We start from the raw sequence: 16,109 nt of genomic DNA, 5'->3' as shown, positions 1-16,109 counted from the left end.
GCCATGACCTTCCTCACCAAGTTGAGCCTCGCCAACCGAGCGATCGTCGGGCTCGTGACGATCGTGATCGTCGGGTTCGGCCTCTTCGCGACCACGTCGCTCAAGCAGGAGCTGCTCCCCTCGGTGCAGCAACCGGGCGCCGTTGTGGTGGCGACGTTCCCGGGCGCCTCTCCCACCTCGGTCGAGCGCGAGGTGACGGAACCCGTCGAGCGGGCGGTGCGCAGCGTGAAGGGCGTCGATCAGGTCACGTCGAGCACCATGAACGGCAACGCGAGCATCCAGGTGCAGTGGGCGTTCGGGCTGGACTCGGAGAAGATCACCGCCGACATCCGGTCGGCCATCGACGGGGCGCGGAGCGGCCTTCCCGCCGACGCCACGACCGAGGTCTACGCGGGCGGTACCGACGACATCCCCGTGATGTCGCTGGCGATCGCCTCGGAGGCCGACCCCGCTGACTTCGCGGCGCAGGTCTCGTCGACCGTGCTCCCCGCGCTCCGCGAGATCGATGGCGTCCGCGAGGTCCAGCTCAGCGGGCAGAACGAGACCCAGCTCGTCATCACGATGCGCCCCGCCGACCTCGCGGCGAAGAAGGTCTCACGTGAGGAGGTCAGCGCAGCGATCACCGCGAGCGGCGTGGTCGTCGCCGCCGGCACGAGTGTGAGCGACGGCGTCGCCCTCGCGATCGAGGTCGGCAGCGCGGTCACCTCGCTCGAAGATCTGAAGGCCCTGCCGATCCAGCATCAGGATGGCCCGTTCCCCCTGTCGACGGTCGCCGACGTCGAACTCGTCCCCGCCGCCATGACGTCCATCGCGCGCGCGGACGGCCTGCCCTCGCTCAGCATCTCGGTGCTGAAGAGCCCCGATGCGAACGCCGTCGAGGTCGCCCACGCGATCAGGGCGGCGCTGCCCGACCTCGAAAGCGAACTCGGCCACGGCGCCGCGTTCACGGTCGTCTTCGACCAGTCGCCGATGGTCGAGCAGTCGATCCACGACCTGTCGGTCGAGGGCGGGCTCGGGCTGCTCTTCGCCGTGCTCGTGATCCTCGTCTTCCTGCTCTCGCTCCGGTCGACCATCATCACGGCCGTCTCGATCCCGCTGTCGCTGCTGATCGCGATGATCGGGCTCTGGATCGGCGACTACTCCCTCAACATCTTCACCCTCGCGGCGCTGACGGTCGCGGTGGGTCGCGTCGTCGACGACTCGATCGTCGTGATCGAGAACCTCAAGCGCCGGCACACGGGTGTGCCGATGACGACCGCCTCGGCACTCGCGGCCGTGCGCGAGGTCGCGGGTGCCGTGACCGCATCGACGATCACCACCGTCGCGGTGTTCCTCCCCGTCGCCTTCGTGGGCGGCACGATCGGCGAGCTCTTCCGGCCGTTCGCCGTGACAGTGACTCTGGCGCTGCTCGCATCGCTGCTCGTCTCCCTCACGATCGTGCCGGTGCTCGCGTACTGGTTCATGGGCGGGCGTTCGGCGAAGGCCGCCGCCGTCGACGCGGAGGACCCCGGTTCGGCCGCGCCCGGTCCCGTGGCGGCCGGACTGGCCGCTGCCGCTGACGGCGTCGAGTCGGAGCGGGCCGAGGCGTACACCCGGCTGCAGCGCGGATACGTTCCAGTGCTCACCTCGGCCCTGCGGCATCCGGTCGTCTCGCTCCTCGTGGCCACCGGCATCTTCGCCGGCACGATCGTCGCCGGCGGGTTCCTCAAGATGGACTACCTCGGCAGCCTCGGCGAGGAGCACAGCCTGCGCCTCACGCAGGAGTTGCCGGCCGGAACCAGCCTCGACGTGACGAGCGCCGCCGCGGCAGAGGTCGAGGACGTGCTGGCCGGGACCGAGGGAGTCGAGTCCTACCTCACGACGATCGGCGACGGTTCGTCGTCGAGCACGGCCTCGATCACGATCACCCTCGACGAGAGCGCCGCGAGCGACGAGGTCGCCGCGGCGATCATGGAGGAGGTCGACGGGCTGAGCGACGTGGGCACCGTCTCGCTCGGCGCGACGGACGCCGGCTTCTCGTCCGGCGGAGTGCAGGTCGCGGTGCGCGGCGAGGATGCCGCGGCGATCGCAGCCGGCGCGGCGGCGGTGCAGGAGATGCTCGACGGCGTGGACGGACTCGGGGAGGTCACGAGCGACCTCGCCGACGAGCAGGCGATCCTCAAGGTCGATGTCGATCGTGCTGCGGCCGCGAAGTACGGCTTCACGCAGGCGCAGGTGGGCACGGCGATCTCGGATGCGGTGCGCGGTGCGTCGCTCGGCTCGATCGTGCTCGAGGGATCGTCGCGGGATGTCATCGTCCGGGCGCAGCGCGTGGGCGCCACCCCGGCGGAGATCGCCGCGCTCGAACTGCCCGTGAGCGGGCTCCAGCAGGCGGCGGCGCAGAAGGCGGCGGCCGACAAGCTCGAAGCCGACCAGAAGGCCGCGGCACAGCGCGCCGAAGACGCGTCTCGCGCCGATGCGGCCGAGCAGGAATCGGAGCTCCGCTCCGCTCGCGCCGCTGCCAGCAGCCAGCTCGGCGGTCTCACCGCCCAGCTCGCGGCACTCGCGAGTGCACCGGTCGAGGTGCCGCCGGTCGTGCCCACCACGCCCGAGGAGGAGGCGATGGCGCGCGCCTACCAGGAGCGCGCCGAGCAGCTCGCCGCACTCGACGGCGCTCTGGCCGAAGCACGTTCAGCGGTCTCGGGGATCGACGCGCAACTCGACGCGATGGCGACGGCTCGAGCGGATGCCGCCGCGCAGCGGGCGGAGGCGGACGCCTTCGCCCTGGCGCAGGAGAACCTCGCGAACACGACCGCCGCACCGATCAAGGTCTCCGACGTCGCCAGCGTGACGAACGAGGCTGCCCCGGCCACGATCACGCGCGTCGACGGCGTGCGCACCGTGACCGTCTCGGCCGTGCAGGAGGGCGACGACCTGAGCGCGATCTCCCTCGCGGTGCGCGACGGGCTCGACGAACTGGAACTGCCGAACGGTGTCACGGCCACCGTGGGCGGCGTCGCGCAGGCCCAGGAGGAGTCGTTCACCCAGCTCGGGATCGCGATGCTCGTGGCGATCGCGCTCGTGTACATCGTGATGGTCGCGACCTTCCGGAGCCTCCTGCAGCCGCTCATCCTGCTGGTCTCCGTGCCGTTCGCGGCGACCGGCGCGGTCGCCGGGCTCCTCATCACCGGCACCCCGCTCGGCATCCCCGCGATGATCGGACTGCTCATGCTCATCGGCATCGTGGTGACGAACGCGATCGTGCTCATCGACCTCATCAACTCGTACCGCGCGCGTGGCGACAGCGTGCACGACGCCATCGTGCACGGTGCAAGGCTCCGCTTGCGACCGATCATCATGACGGCGTGCGCCACCGTGTTCGCGCTGCTCCCGATGTCGATCGGCCTCACCGGCGGCGGCGTCTTCATCTCGCAGTCGCTCGCGATCGTGGTGATCGGCGGACTCGTCTCGTCGACCCTGCTCACGTTGCTGCTGGTGCCGGTGCTGTACTCGCTGATGGAACGCCGCGGCGAGCGCCGGCGAGCACGGCAGGCGGCGGAGGCGCAGGAGGCCGACGAGGCGACGGGCGATCGCACCGATGCCACCGACCTCGTCGATGCGCTCATGGCGGATGGCCGGTAGAAGCCGGTGCGGCGGGGCGGCGTGCCCGCTCCGCCGCGGACGCGACGGTCGAGCGCCCAGCGGGCTACTTGCGCTTGACGACCGCGGTGACCTGGTGGGCGGTCTCGGCGAACACCTTGCCGATGGCGGAGGCGAACGCGAACTGCTCCTCGTTCAGGGCGATCTCTTCGCGCGCACTCGCGCTCGCGAGCGTGGCGGCGTCGGCCGCGGCATCCGTCGACACGAACGGGATGAGCCAGTCCTCGAGCGTCTCGAGGGGCGTGCGGTCGAGCTTGTAGTACCGGTGCTGGCCCTCTTCGCGCACCGCGACGAGGCCCGATTCGCGCAACACCTTCAGGTGCTTGGAGACCGTCGGCTGACTCGCGCCGAGCGCGCTCACGATCTCTGAGACGCTGATCTCGCCACCCGACGATGGCACCTCCGCCTCGCGCTCGAGGAGCACGGCGAGGATGTCGCGCCGCGTCGAGTCCGCCACCACGTCGAAGATGTCCGCCATGCCCCAAGGTTAGTCACTCCGCGTGGGGAGTACCATGACTCACGCGATCGGTGACGGCGGAGGGGGCTCGATGCGCGCACAGCCGATAGGTCGACTCGGCCGAGTCGACCGCCGGTCGTGGCTCGGCAAGGTTCGCGACGCCGTCGACGCGCTGATGAAGCACTCCCCGTCGCGATTCGCGATCCTCATCTTCGCGGCACTCATCGTGCTCTTCACCGTGCTGTTCTCGCTGCCGATCGCGAGCGCCGATCGACAGATGACGCCGCTTCACGACGCGGTGTTCACGGCCGTCTCGGTCATCTGCGTCACCGGCCTCGCGACCGTCGACATGGCGACGCACTGGTCGCCGTTCGGCAACGTGCTCGTCTTCATCGGCGTGAACATCGGCGGTGTCGGCGTGCTGACGCTCGCATCGATCCTCGGCCTCGTGATCTCCCGCCGCCTCGGCCTGCGGGCCAAGCTCATCGCCGCGAGCGACACCAACCCGTCGCGCATCCACGTCGGCCCGGTCTCCGAACGCCAGGCGGTGCGGCTCGGCGAGGTCGGCGGGCTGCTCGCGACGGTCGCGATCAGCGCCCTCGTCATCGAGGTGACGATCGCGATCGGCATGATCCCGAGCATGCTCGCCGCGGGCTACGACGCCTGGCACTCGTTCTGGTACAGCTTCTACTACTCGGCGATGGCCTTCACGAACACCGGGTTCAGCCCGAATCCCGGCGGCCTCGAACCGCTCGTCGGCGACTACTGGTTCCAGTCGCTCCTCATGCTCGGCGTGTTCCTCGGCAGCCTCGGCTTCCCCGTGATCTTCGCGTTGGCGCGGGCCTGGCGGCAGCCGCGTCGCTGGAGCGTGCACGTGAAGCTCACCCTCGCGACGACCACGATCCTCTTCGTCGCCGGCGCTGCGATGTTCCTGCTGCTCGAATACGGCAACCCCAAGACCTACGGCCAGCTCGATGCCGGCCCGACGGTGTTCCAGTCGTTCTTCATGTCGATGATGACGAGGTCGGGCGGGTTCGCGACAATCGACATGCACGACCTCAACGGCTCGAGCATGCTCGTCTCGGACATGCTCATGTTCATCGGCGGCGGCTCGGCATCGACCGCCGGCGGCATCAAGGTGACGACCCTCGCCGTGCTCTTCCTCGCCGCGTTCGCCGAGGCCCGTGGTGCGCCCTCGATGGAGGCGTTCGGCCGCCGCATCCCGCGCGACATGCTGCGCCTCTCGGTCAGCGTCGTGCTCTGGGGCGCGACGATCGTCGCCGTCTCCTCGATCGCCATCCTGCAGATCACGAAGCAGCCCTTCGACTACGTGCTCTTCGACGTGATCTCCGCCTTCGCCACGTGCGGCCTCTCGACGGGCCTCACGGCCGAACTGCCGCCCGAGGGCGTCTACGTCATGGCGGCCACGATGTTCATGGGGCGGGTTGGTACAGTGACACTCGCCGCGGCCCTGGCGGCGAGCCAGCGCCGGCAGTTGTTCAAACGTCCGGAAGAGAGGCCCATCGTTGGTTGATCGAATCAGGCACGACGCCCCGGTGCTCGTGATCGGCCTCGGCCGCTTCGGAGCCGCGACCGCGGGTCAGCTCGACCGGCTCGGCCGCGAGGTGCTCGCGGTCGACGAGAGCGAGACGCTCGTGCAGAAGTGGTCGGAACGGGTCACCCACGCCGTCGTCGCCGACGCGAAGTCGATCGACGCGCTGAAGCAGATCGGCGCGCAGGACTTCTCGATCGCGGTCTGCGCGGTGGGATCGTCGATCGAGGCATCCGTGCTCATCACCGCGAACCTCGTCGACCTCAAGATCCCGCAGATCTGGGCGAAGGCGATCTCGGCCTCGCACGGCAAGATCCTGCAGCGCATCGGCGCCAACCACGTCATCTACCCCGAGCGCGAGGCCGGCGAACGCACCGCGCACCTCGTGAGCGGTCGCATGCTCGACTTCATCGAGTTCGACGACGACTTCGCCCTCGTGAAGATGTACCCGCCGAAGCCGATCCGCGGCAAGAACCTCACCGAGTCCGGTGTTCGCTCGAAGTACCGCGTCACCGTCGTCGGCGTGAAGAGCCCCGGCAAGCCGTTCACCTACGCGACCGAGAACACCGTGGTCTCCAACCACGACCTCATCATCGTGTCGGGCACCGAGGGCGACATCGAGCGGTTCGCGGCGCTCGAGTAGCGTTCAGCCGACGAACATCAGCACGAGGCCGATGATCGCGGAGAGCACGGCGATGCCGATGAACACGATGCCGAGGATCCGGATGACGCGCCGGCCCGCGGGCGGCTCGTGGAGTCGCAGTCGCTGCGGCTCCCGCTCCTTGTAGTACGCGGGCTCCTCGTCGGGGCGGGTCACGTGCGCCCGCTCGTCGGCGCTGAGCCTGCGCGACTGGAAGCCGTCGTCGGTGAACCAGCGCACGACGCTGCCGTCGTCGTCATCGACCACCACGGCCTCGGTGCGCAGCCATCGGCCGTCGGCGACGCGGATGAGCAGCGCGAGCAGCAGGCACGCGAGGCCCGCGGCGAGCGCGAACCATCCGATCACCTCGGTGATGACCGAGATGGTGTCCGCCGCGTTCATGAGGCAAACGTACCGTCCCATGGGCAGCGGGACCGCGCGCGTGAGGAACCCGTCGGTGAACAGGTCTCGACCGTTCGGGTCCCGTGAGTGCCCCTGCAGCGCACAGCGGGCCGGGCGTAGACCGGAGGAACCACCCCGAGGAGGTTCCATCGATGAGTATCCTGCACACCGTCACGTGGCTGCGCCACCGCTACACCGGCCCGTGGTCACGCGACGCCTGGCCCGAGGCCACGGTGATGGAAGCGGGAGACGTGCGCATCAGCACGATCTCGCTCCTCGGCGTCGTCGCGAGCCACGGCACTCCGTGCGTGCGCAATGCCGCCGCCGTCGTGCCCGGCACGGGCGGCGTGCCGTCGGCCTCGCAGTTCGCCTCGGTCGTCGTCACGCGGGTGCTCGCGGTCGAGACGCTTCCCGATGATTCGCTGGCCGCCTGGGTCGACGCCGATCTCGACCGCTGCTCCCCCGTGCTCTCCGAGGCTCGGATCATCGGACGCCCGCGCGTCGAGATGACGCTGCCCGTCCAGCTCCGGCCATCGGTCACGACGGCTGCCGAGGTGCCGGTCGCGGCCCTGCCGATCGACCTGCACCCCGGCGACCTCATCGCCGTGCCGTGCCGCGGGGCCACGTCGCTCCGTGACGTCCGACCGTCGAGCCGCCATCGTGCACGGCTGTCCGACGACCGAATCGACCACGATCGCGACGAGTTCCCGCTGGGGCACTGCGGTCGCTGACCCCACCATGAACCAGTGGATGCCGCACGCCGAGGCGTGCGGCATCCGCCGTCGTGTGCCAGCTGTCAGCCTCTGCGGATGTCGCGCAGCGCGCTGACATGCCCGCACGGTACGGCGATGAGGTCCCCGGCGGCGATGTCCGCCGGCAGCGACACCTGATTGCCCGAGCCGGGCTCCGACGGTGTCAGCAGGCCGACGGCGGACGTCGGGCCGGTGCAGGCGCGGCCGATCATCCGCAGCTCGAACCAGCAGGCGTCGCACCCGTCGAGCCGGCCGTCGACCTCGACGACCCGCTCTGCGCCGCGACCTCGCACGTTCGTGACCCGCACGACGACGACCGAGATGTCGACCTGCCGCCCCGGCCCGCCGTCTTCGGTCGCTTCGGCGGTCGCCGTGTGCACGCACGGCGTGCCGCACAGCTCGACGAGGCGGAGCATCGAGACACCCGAGACGACGATGTCGTCGTCGGTCGCGGTGGTGTGCCGGGGCCAGTGCTCCAGTCCGGCGAGGTGGCCCGTCGGCGTCGGCCGAGGGGTGCTGGTGCTGTACGAGAGAACCGTCGTCATGGTTCAGGTGTAGAGGCGGAACGCCTGATGAACCCTCGCGCCAACGGAATCCGAACGGGTCGGGCCTGGTTCTCTGACGGGTTCCAAGCAGAGTGCCGTCGTCATCGTGAGCGACGCATTCGGATCGCCCGAGGAGGCGTTAGGGGTCCGTGAGGATCGGCGTCGAGGCATCCGCTCGGGTGTTGCATCGCAGGTGCAGTGAACTGCTGCCCGCCCGCCGCGCCTGCGGCTCGCGGCCTTGCGAATCTGGAGTCTTCGTGCTCGACGTCGTCTACATTCTCGGCATCATCGCCGTGTTCGTACTCGTCGGCCTCATCGCCAGGGGGGTCGAGAAGCTGTGATCTTCTTCGAACTCCTCGCTGCCGCGTTGGGTGTCGCCGCTGTGGTGTACCTCGTGTACGCCCTCGTCAAACCTGAGCGGTTCTGATGGAGGGTCTCTTCGCCGTCATGCAGGCGGCCACCCTCGCCCTGATCCTCGCCCTCCTCTACCGCCCGCTCGGCGACTACATGGCGCGCCTCTACACGAGCGATCGCGACTGGAAGTTCGAACGCGGGCTCTATCGCCTCATCGGCGTCGACCCGCGCTCCGAGCAGTCCTGGCCGGCTTACCTGCGCGGTGTGCTCGCGTTCTCGGTCATCGGCCTGCTGTTCGTCTACGTGCTGCAGCGCGCCCAGGCGGTGCTGCCGTACTCGCTCGGCCTGCCCGCCGTGCCCGAGGGCTTGTCGTTCAACACCGCGGCGTCCTTCGTCGCGAACACGAACTGGCAGTCGTACTCCCCCGAGCTCACGATGGGCTACACCGTGCAGCTCGCGGGCCTCGCCGTGCAGAACTTCGTCTCGGCCGCCGTCGGTATCGCCGTGGCAGTGGCGCTCGTGCGCGGCTTCGCCCGGCGCGGATCCGGCACGATCGGCAACTTCTGGGTCGACCTGTTCCGCGGCGCGTTCCGCCTGCTGCTGCCGCTCTCGGTCATCGGTGCGATCGTGCTGATCATCGGCGGCGTCGTGCAGAACTTCAACGGCTTCACCGAGGTCACCACCCTCGCCGGGAACACGCAGAACCTGCCCGGCGGCCCGACGGCGTCGCAAGAGGTCATCAAGCTCCTCGGCACGAACGGCGGCGGCTTCTTCAACGCGAACTCCGCCCACCCCTTCGAGAACCCGACGGCCTGGACGAGCCTCTTCCAGAACGTGCTCATGCTCGCGATCCCGTTTGCCCTGCCGCGCACCTTCGGCAAGATGGTCGGCTCGAACAAGCAGGGCTACGCGATCCTCGCGGTCATGGCGACGCTCTACGTCATCTCCCTCACGGCGCTCAGCGCGCTCGAGGCCGGCGGCAACGGTACAGCGCCCGAGCTCGCCGGCGGCGCACTCGAGGGCAAGGAGGCGCGCTTCGGCATCTTCGCCTCGACGTTGTTCGGAACGACATCGACCCTCACCTCGACCGGTGCAGTCAACTCGATGCACGACTCGTACACCGCGGTCGGCGGCATGATGCCGATGCTCAACATGATGCTCGGCGAGGTCGCCCCCGGCGGCGTCGGCTCGGGTCTCTACGGCATGCTCGTGCTCGCGATCATCGCCGTGTTCATCGCCGGCCTGCTCGTCGGCCGCACGCCCGAGTACCTCGGCAAGAAGATCGGGCCGCGCGAGATCAAGCTCGCGAGCCTCTACATCCTCGTCACGCCGACACTCGTGCTCGTGGGCACCGCCCTCAGCTTCGCGATCCCCGGCATCCGCGAGGACGTCGAGTCGGTCTCGATCTGGAACCCCGGCATCCACGGCATGAGCGAGGTGCTCTACGCGTTCACGAGCGCGTCGAACAACAACGGTTCGGCGTTCGCCGGTCTCACCGCGAACACCCCGTGGTTCAACACGGCGCTCGGTGTCGCGATGCTGCTCGGCCGGTTCATCCCGATCGTGCTCGTGCTCGCCCTCGCCGGCTCGCTCGCCGCGCAGGACAAGGTGCCCGCGACCGCAGGCACCCTGCCCACCCACCGGCCGCAGTTCGTCGGCCTCCTCGTGGGCGTCACGGTCATCGTGACGGCGCTCACCTACTTCCCCGTTCTCACGCTGGGTCCCCTGGCTGAAGGGCTGAACTGAAATGTCCACCGTCTCCACCGTCTCGGCCCCTGATCCGTTGGCCGAGCACACCCCCCGTCAGATGGGCTCCCCCTCGAAACGCCCTGCCGGCGCATTCGGACCGGCGCAGATCGTGCAGGCGCTGCCCGGCGCGTTCCGCAAGCTCGACCCGCGGCAGATGTGGCGAAACCCCGTCATGTTCCTCGTCGAGGTCGGCGCTGCACTCACGACCGTGCTCGCGATCGCCGAGCCGTTCCTCGGCGGGCCCGAGTCGTCGGGCGGCACGGCCGTGCCGGTCTCCTTCACCTGGGCGATCGCCGTCTGGCTCTGGCTCACCGTGCTCTTCGCGAACCTCGCGGAGTCGGTGGCCGAGGGCCGCGGCAAGGCGCAGGCCGACACGCTGCGGCAGACGCGCACGTCGACGGTCGCCCGCCGGGTGACGGCGTACGACGAGGTCGCGGATGCCGCGGCCGAACGTACCGCGATCACCGAGATCTCCTCGGGCGACCTCCGGCTCGGCGACATCGTCGTCGTGACGGCGGGCGAGTCGATCCCGGGCGACGGCGACATCATCCACGGCATCGCCTCGGTCGACGAGTCGGCGATCACGGGCGAGTCGGCCCCGGTCGTGCGCGAGTCCGGCGGTGACCGCTCGGCGGTCACGGGCGGCACCCGCGTGCTCTCCGACCGCATCGTGGTGCGCATCACCTCGAAGCCCGGCGAGACCTTCGTCGACCGCATGATCGCGCTCGTCGAGGGCGCGTCGCGCCAGAAGACGCCGAACGAGATCGCGCTCAACATCCTGCTCGCGAGCCTCTCGATCATCTTCGTGATCGTCACCCTCACGTTGAACCCGATCGCCTCGTACGCGGCCTCGCCGGTCTCGATCCCGGTGCTCATCGCGCTCCTCGTCTGCCTCATCCCGACGACGATCGGCGCCCTGCTCTCGGCGATCGGCATCGCCGGCATGGACCGCCTCGTGCAGCGCAACGTGCTCGCGATGTCGGGCCGCGCGGTCGAGGCCGCAGGCGACGTCACGACGCTGCTCCTCGACAAGACCGGCACCATCACGTACGGCAACCGCCGTGCGAGCGAGTTCGTGCCGATGCCCGGCGTCGCCGTCTCCGAGCTCGAGCGGGCCGCAGCCCTGGCGTCACTCGCCGACCCCACCCCCGAAGGTTCGTCGATCGTCGAGCTGGCGGCGGAACGCGGCATCCGCTTCGATTCCGCGCCCGCCGGCGAGGTCGTGCCGTTCACGGCGCAGACCCGCATGTCGGGGCTCGACCTGCCCGACGGCTCCAGCATCCGCAAGGGCGCAGGGTCGGCGGTCATCGCCTGGGTCGAGGCCTCGGGCCGCATCGCATCGAGCACGCTCGACGAGCTCGAGCAGCGCGTCGAGGCGATCTCCAACAGCGGCGGCACGCCGCTCGTCGTCGCCGCGAAGGACGCGAACGGCGAGGCGCGCCTGCTCGGCGTCGTGCACCTGAAGGACGTCGTCAAGGACGGCCTCACCGAGCGCTTCGCCGAGCTCCGCGCCATGGGCATCCGCACGGTCATGATCACGGGCGACAACCCGCTCACCGCGAAGGCCATCGCGGCCGAGGCGGGCGTCGACGACTACCTCGCCGAGGCCACCCCCGAAGACAAGATGGCGCTCATCAAGCGCGAGCAGGCGGGCGGCAGCCTCGTCGCCATGACCGGTGACGGCACGAACGACGCCCCGGCGCTCGCGCAGGCCGACGTCGGTGTCGCGATGAACACGGGCACGTCGGCCGCGAAGGAGGCTGGCAACATGGTCGACCTCGACAGCGACCCGACGAAGCTCATCGAGATCGTGCGCATCGGCAAGCAGTTGCTCATCACGCGCGGCGCGCTCACCACGTTCTCGATCGCCAACGACGTCGCGAAGTACTTCGCGATCATCCCGGCGATGTTCGCGGGCGTCTTCCCCGGGCTCGCGGTGCTGAACATCATGCAGCTGCACTCCCCCGCCTCGGCGATCCTGTCGGCGATCATCTTCAACGCGATCATCATCGTGATCCTGATCCCGCTCGCACTCCGCGGCGTGAAGTACAAGGCCGGCGGCGCATCCGCGATCCTCAGCCGCAACCTGCTGATCTACGGCCTCGGCGGCATCATCGCCCCCTTCATCGGCATCAAGCTGATCGACCTCGTCGTCAGCCTCATCCCCGGGTTCTAGGCCCGGACTCGAAAGGACAGCACACACATGAGTACGACACGCACGGCGGTACGCACCCACTGGGTGGCGATCCGCGCGATGCTGCTCTTCACGCTCGTGCTCGGCGTCGCCTACACGATCGTCGTCACGGGGATCGGGCAGGTCATCCTGCCCGCCCAGGCGAACGGCTCACTCGAACGCTCCGGTGACGAGGTCGTGGGCTCCGCGCTCATCGGCCAGTCGTTCGCAGATGCCGACGGCAACCCGCTTCCCGAGTGGTTCCAGCCCCGCCCGTCGGCGGCCGGCGACGGCTACGACGGCGGCGCATCGAGCGGCAGCAACTGGGGCCCCGAGAACGCCGACCTCATCGCCGCGATCGAGGAGCGGAAGGCGCAGGTCGCCGAGTTCAACGGCGTCGACGAAGCGGATGTCCCGGCCGATGCCGTCACCGCATCGGCGTCGGGTCTCGACCCGCACATCAGCCCCGAGTACGCCCTGCTGCAGGTGGCGCGCGTCGCCGACGAGCGCGGGCTCCCCGAATCCGAGGTTCGCGAGCTCGTGGAGTCTAAGATTCAGGCACGGGATCTCGGGTACCTGGGCGAGCCCACCGTCAACGTGCTGCAGCTGAACCTCGCCCTCGCTGAGCTGGAGGGCTAGCAAACGATGAAACGGGGGCGGCTTCGGGTCCTGCTCGGCGCCGCTCCCGGCGTCGGCAAGACCTACTCCATGCTCGAAGAGGGCCGGCGGCTGCGAGGCGATGGTCACGATGTCGTCGTGGCCTTCGTCGAGACGCACGGGCGCAAGGCGACGGCGTCGATGGTCAGCGGACTCGAGGTGCTGCCGCGCACCGTGGTCGAGCACCGCGGCATGGGCCTCGACGAGATGGACCTCGACGCGGTGCTCGCGCGCCGGCCCGAGATCGCCCTCGTCGACGAGCTCGCGCACACCAACGCCCCCGGCTCGCGGCACGCCAAGCGCTGGCAGGACGTCGACGAGCTGCTCGACGCCGGCATCGACGTGATCTCCACGGTCAACACCCAGCACATCGAGTCGCTCGGCGACGTCGTGCAGCAGATCACCGGCGTCGCCCAGCGCGAGACCATCCCCGACGCCGTGCTGCGCGCGGCCGACCAGATCGAGGTCGTCGACCTCGCCCCGCAGGCGCTGCGCGACCGACTCGCGGGCGGCCTCGTCTACCCGGCCGAGCGCATCGACGCCGCGCTGTCGAACTACTTCCGCCTCGGCAACCTCACCGCCCTCCGCGAGCTCGCCCTGCTCTGGCTCGCCGACGAGGTCGACTCCGCCCTGAAGGCCTACCGCGTCGAGCACGGCATCGACCGCAAGTGGGAGGCGCGCGAACGCGTCGTCGTCGCCCTCACCGGCGGCCCCGAGGGCGAGACCCTGCTGCGCCGTGGCGCGCGCATCGCCTCGCGATCCTCCGGCGGCGAACTCATCGCGGTGCACGTCACCAACCCCGACGGCATGCGCGCGCGGCATCCGGATGCCCTCGACCGCCAGCGCACCCTCGTCGAGCAGCTCGGCGGCACCTTCCACCAGGTCGTCGGCGAAGACGTGCCGCAGGCGCTCGTCGACTTCGCGCGCGCGGCGAACGCCACGCAGCTCGTCATCGGCGTCAGCCGCCGTTCGCGGCTCGCTGCGGCGTTCACGGGGCCGGGCATCGGCGCGACGGTCATCCGCGAGTCGGGCGACATCGACGTGCACATCGTCACGCATGCGGCGGCGGGCTCGGGCATCTCCCTTCCGAAGCTCGGCGGGGCACTCAGCCGCCGGCGCATGCTCGTCGGCTTCGCCGTGGCGCTCATCGCCGGGCCGCTGCTCAGCTGGCTCCTCGTCACCTTCCACACCGAGACGTCGATCACGAGCGACGTGCTGGCCTATCAGCTGCTCGTCATCGTCGTCGCCCTCATCGGCGGCATCTGGCCGGGCCTGTTCGCCGCCGTGCTCTCAGGCCTCACCCTCAACTTCCTCTTCGTCGAACCGATCTACACGCTGACGATCAGCGACCCGAGGCAGTTCCTCGCCCTCGTGTTCTACGTCGCGAACGCCCTGCTCGTGAGCTACGTCGTCGACCAGGCCGCTCGCCGCACGCGCATCGCGCGCCGGGCGGCCGCCGAATCGCAGCTGCTCGCCACCCTCGCGGGCAGCGTGCTCCGAGGCGAGGACGCCCTGCAGGCGATGGTCACCCGCACCCGTGAGGCGTTCGGGCTCACCGGCGTGCGCCTCCTCGTCGACGGCCAGACCCGGGTCGCCGACGGCGAGCCCAGCCGCGACGAGCGGGTCACCGAGATCCCCATCGGCAGCCGAGGCGTGCTCGAACTGCACGGGCAGGACCTCGAGGCATCCGAACGCCGCCTGCTGCAGGTCATCGCGACCCAGATGGACGCCGCGATCGAGCACGGCGCGCTCGCGACCGCAGCCTCGGCGGCCGACGCCCTCGTCGAGACCGACCGCGTGCGCTCGGCACTGCTCGCCGCCGTCGGCCACGACCTGCGGCGCCCGCTCACGTCGGCGTCGGCCGCGGTGAGCGCCCTGCGCTCCCGCGAGGTCGAGCTGCCCGCCGCCGAGCGCGACGAACTGCTCGCGACCGCCTCCGAGAGCCTCGACGCCCTCGCCGAGCTCGTCACCAACCTGCTCGACGTGAGCCGGGTGCAGGCGGGGGCGCTCGCCGTGACCCTCGCCCCCACCGAGGTCGCCGATGTCGTCTTCCCCGCCCTCGACGAGCTCGCGCTCGGGCCGGGCGACGTCGAACTCGACCTCGCCGACGAACTCGCGCCGGTGCTCGCCGACGGCGTGCTGCTGCAGCGGGTGGTCGTGAACCTGCTCGCGAACGCCGTGCGCCACAGCCCCGACGGCGAGCGCGTGCGCCTCGCCGCGAGCTCGTTCCGGGGGCGCACCGAGCTGCGCGTCGTCGACCGCGGCCCCGGCATCCCCGTCGAGCGCCGCGACGAGGTCTTCACGCCGTTCCAGCGCCTCGGCGACACCGACAACGACACGGGCCTCGGCCTCGGCCTCGCCCTGTCGAAGGGGTTCGTCGAGGGAATGGACGGCACACTTGAGGTCGAGGACACGCCCGGCGGCGGCCTGACCATGGTCGTCACCCTGCCGTCCGCCCCGATCACCGAGGAGCTGCGATGAGGATCCTCCTCGCCGACGACGACGACCAGCTGCAGCGGGCGCTGCGCATCACGCTCGCCGCGCGCGGCTACGAGGTCGTCGCAGCTCGCGACGGCGCCGAGGCGATCGACCTGGCCGCGAACGCGCACCCCGACCTGATCCTGCTCGACCTCGGCATGCCGAAGGTCGATGGCCTCGACGTCATCCGGGCTGTGCGCGCGTGGTCGAAGGTGCCGATCCTCGTGCTCTCGGGTCGCACCGACTCCGCCGAGAAGGTCGACGCCCTCGATGCCGGCGCCGACGACTACGTGACGAAGCCCTTCGCCATGGACGAGCTGCTCGCCCGCATCCGCGCCCGCGCCCGGTCGACGAGCGGCGAGGCGGATGCCGCGGCGTACGCGATCGGCTCGCTCACCGTCGACCTCGCCGCGAAGACCATCAGGTCGACGGATGCCACGGGGCACGCGACATCCGTGCGCCTGACGCCGACGGAGTGGCGCCTGCTCGAGCTGTTCCTCAAGAACCCGGGCAAGCTCCTCACCCGCCAGATGCTGCTGAGCGAGGTGTGGGGCCCGTTCCACGCGAACGACGCCGGGTACCTGCGTCTCTACGTCGCCCAGTTGCGCCGCAAGCTCGAGCCGACGCCGTCGGAGCCGCGGTTCTTCCTCACGGAGCCCGGCATGGGCTACCGCTTCGAGCCGGGGGCGATCGAAGCCACCGGAGCCTGAG

14 protein-coding genes are annotated in these 16,109 nt (G+C 70.1%); 11 read left to right on the top strand and 3 right to left on the bottom strand.

Annotated features, from left to right (window positions below):
• Positions 1–3: 3 nt before the first annotated feature.
• Positions 4–3,621: an efflux RND transporter permease subunit gene (locus tag ASE14_RS13910; RefSeq protein ID WP_056655563.1), complete on the top strand. Its 3,618-nt coding sequence runs from the start codon at positions 4–6 to the stop codon at positions 3,619–3,621.
• Between the two features lie 64 nt (positions 3,622–3,685).
• On the opposite strand, the gene ASE14_RS13905 is transcribed toward ASE14_RS13910, so the two are convergent.
• Entirely contained in the window at positions 3,686–4,117 is a 432-nt protein-coding gene (locus ASE14_RS13905; protein ID WP_056655560.1) for a helix-turn-helix transcriptional regulator, read from the bottom strand.
• A 70-nt stretch (positions 4,118–4,187) separates the two neighbouring features.
• Here ASE14_RS13905 and ASE14_RS13900 point away from each other — a divergent pair, with 70 nt between their 5' ends.
• Both ASE14_RS13900 and ASE14_RS13895 read left to right on the top strand, forming a co-directional pair.
• Positions 4,188–5,630 carry a TrkH family potassium uptake protein gene (locus ASE14_RS13900; protein WP_056655557.1) on the top strand — a complete coding sequence of 481 codons (1,443 nt, stop codon included), beginning with the start codon at positions 4,188–4,190 and terminating at the stop codon, positions 5,628–5,630.
• Positions 5,623–6,291: a TrkA family potassium uptake protein gene (locus tag ASE14_RS13895; RefSeq protein ID WP_056655554.1), complete on the top strand. Its 669-nt coding sequence runs from the start codon at positions 5,623–5,625 to the stop codon at positions 6,289–6,291. The genes ASE14_RS13900 and ASE14_RS13895 overlap by 8 nt, the downstream gene beginning before the upstream one ends.
• 3 nt (positions 6,292–6,294) lie before the next feature.
• On the opposite strand, the gene ASE14_RS13890 is transcribed toward ASE14_RS13895, so the two are convergent.
• Positions 6,295–6,690 (bottom strand): hypothetical protein, encoded by a 396-nt coding sequence (locus ASE14_RS13890; protein ID WP_056655551.1) that lies wholly within the window; start codon positions 6,688–6,690, stop codon positions 6,295–6,297.
• Positions 6,691–6,842: 152 nt separating this feature from the next.
• On the opposite strand from ASE14_RS13890, the gene ASE14_RS13885 reads away from it, so the two are divergent.
• Entirely contained in the window at positions 6,843–7,421 is a 579-nt protein-coding gene (locus ASE14_RS13885) for a hypothetical protein (RefSeq protein WP_056655548.1), read from the top strand.
• A 65-nt stretch (positions 7,422–7,486) separates the two neighbouring features.
• Here the strand turns inward: ASE14_RS13885 and ASE14_RS13880 are convergent, their stop codons facing one another.
• On the bottom strand, positions 7,487–7,987 hold the full coding sequence (locus ASE14_RS13880) for a hypothetical protein (RefSeq protein ID WP_056655545.1): 501 nt from the start codon (positions 7,985–7,987) through the stop codon (positions 7,487–7,489).
• Between the two features lie 149 nt (positions 7,988–8,136).
• On the opposite strand from ASE14_RS13880, the gene ASE14_RS20630 reads away from it, so the two are divergent.
• From ASE14_RS20630 to ASE14_RS13855, 7 genes are all read left to right on the top strand, one after another.
• Positions 8,137–8,328: a hypothetical protein gene (locus ASE14_RS20630; protein WP_157372988.1), complete on the top strand. Its 192-nt coding sequence runs from the start codon at positions 8,137–8,139 to the stop codon at positions 8,326–8,328.
• Positions 8,325–8,414: a potassium-transporting ATPase subunit F gene (locus ASE14_RS20625; RefSeq protein WP_022891167.1), complete on the top strand. Its 90-nt coding sequence runs from the start codon at positions 8,325–8,327 to the stop codon at positions 8,412–8,414. The genes ASE14_RS20630 and ASE14_RS20625 overlap by 4 nt, the downstream gene beginning before the upstream one ends.
• Positions 8,414–10,087, top strand: a complete 1,674-nt coding sequence (gene kdpA / locus ASE14_RS13875) for a potassium-transporting ATPase subunit KdpA (protein WP_056655542.1) — start codon at positions 8,414–8,416, stop codon at positions 10,085–10,087. Before ASE14_RS20625 ends, kdpA begins: the two co-directional genes overlap by 1 nt.
• A 61-nt stretch (positions 10,088–10,148) precedes the next feature.
• Positions 10,149–12,266: a potassium-transporting ATPase subunit KdpB gene (kdpB, locus tag ASE14_RS13870; RefSeq protein WP_235511418.1), complete on the top strand. Its 2,118-nt coding sequence runs from the start codon at positions 10,149–10,151 to the stop codon at positions 12,264–12,266.
• A 27-nt stretch (positions 12,267–12,293) separates the two neighbouring features.
• Positions 12,294–12,902, top strand: a complete 609-nt coding sequence (gene kdpC, locus ASE14_RS13865) for a potassium-transporting ATPase subunit KdpC (RefSeq protein ID WP_056655537.1) — start codon at positions 12,294–12,296, stop codon at positions 12,900–12,902.
• A gap of 6 nt (positions 12,903–12,908) precedes the next feature.
• Positions 12,909–15,401, top strand: coding sequence for an ATP-binding protein (locus ASE14_RS13860; RefSeq protein WP_056655534.1), 2,493 nt, complete (start codon positions 12,909–12,911; stop codon positions 15,399–15,401).
• Positions 15,398–16,108, top strand: coding sequence for a response regulator (locus tag ASE14_RS13855; RefSeq protein WP_056655531.1), 711 nt, complete (start codon positions 15,398–15,400; stop codon positions 16,106–16,108). Before ASE14_RS13860 ends, ASE14_RS13855 begins: the two co-directional genes overlap by 4 nt.
• Position 16,109: the final 1 nt, after the last annotated feature.

Source organism: Agromyces sp. Root81, from assembly GCF_001429165.1.
Classification (GTDB): Bacteria; Actinomycetota; Actinomycetes; order Actinomycetales; family Microbacteriaceae; genus Agromyces.
This window is presented reverse-complemented; position numbering and strand designations above follow the sequence as displayed.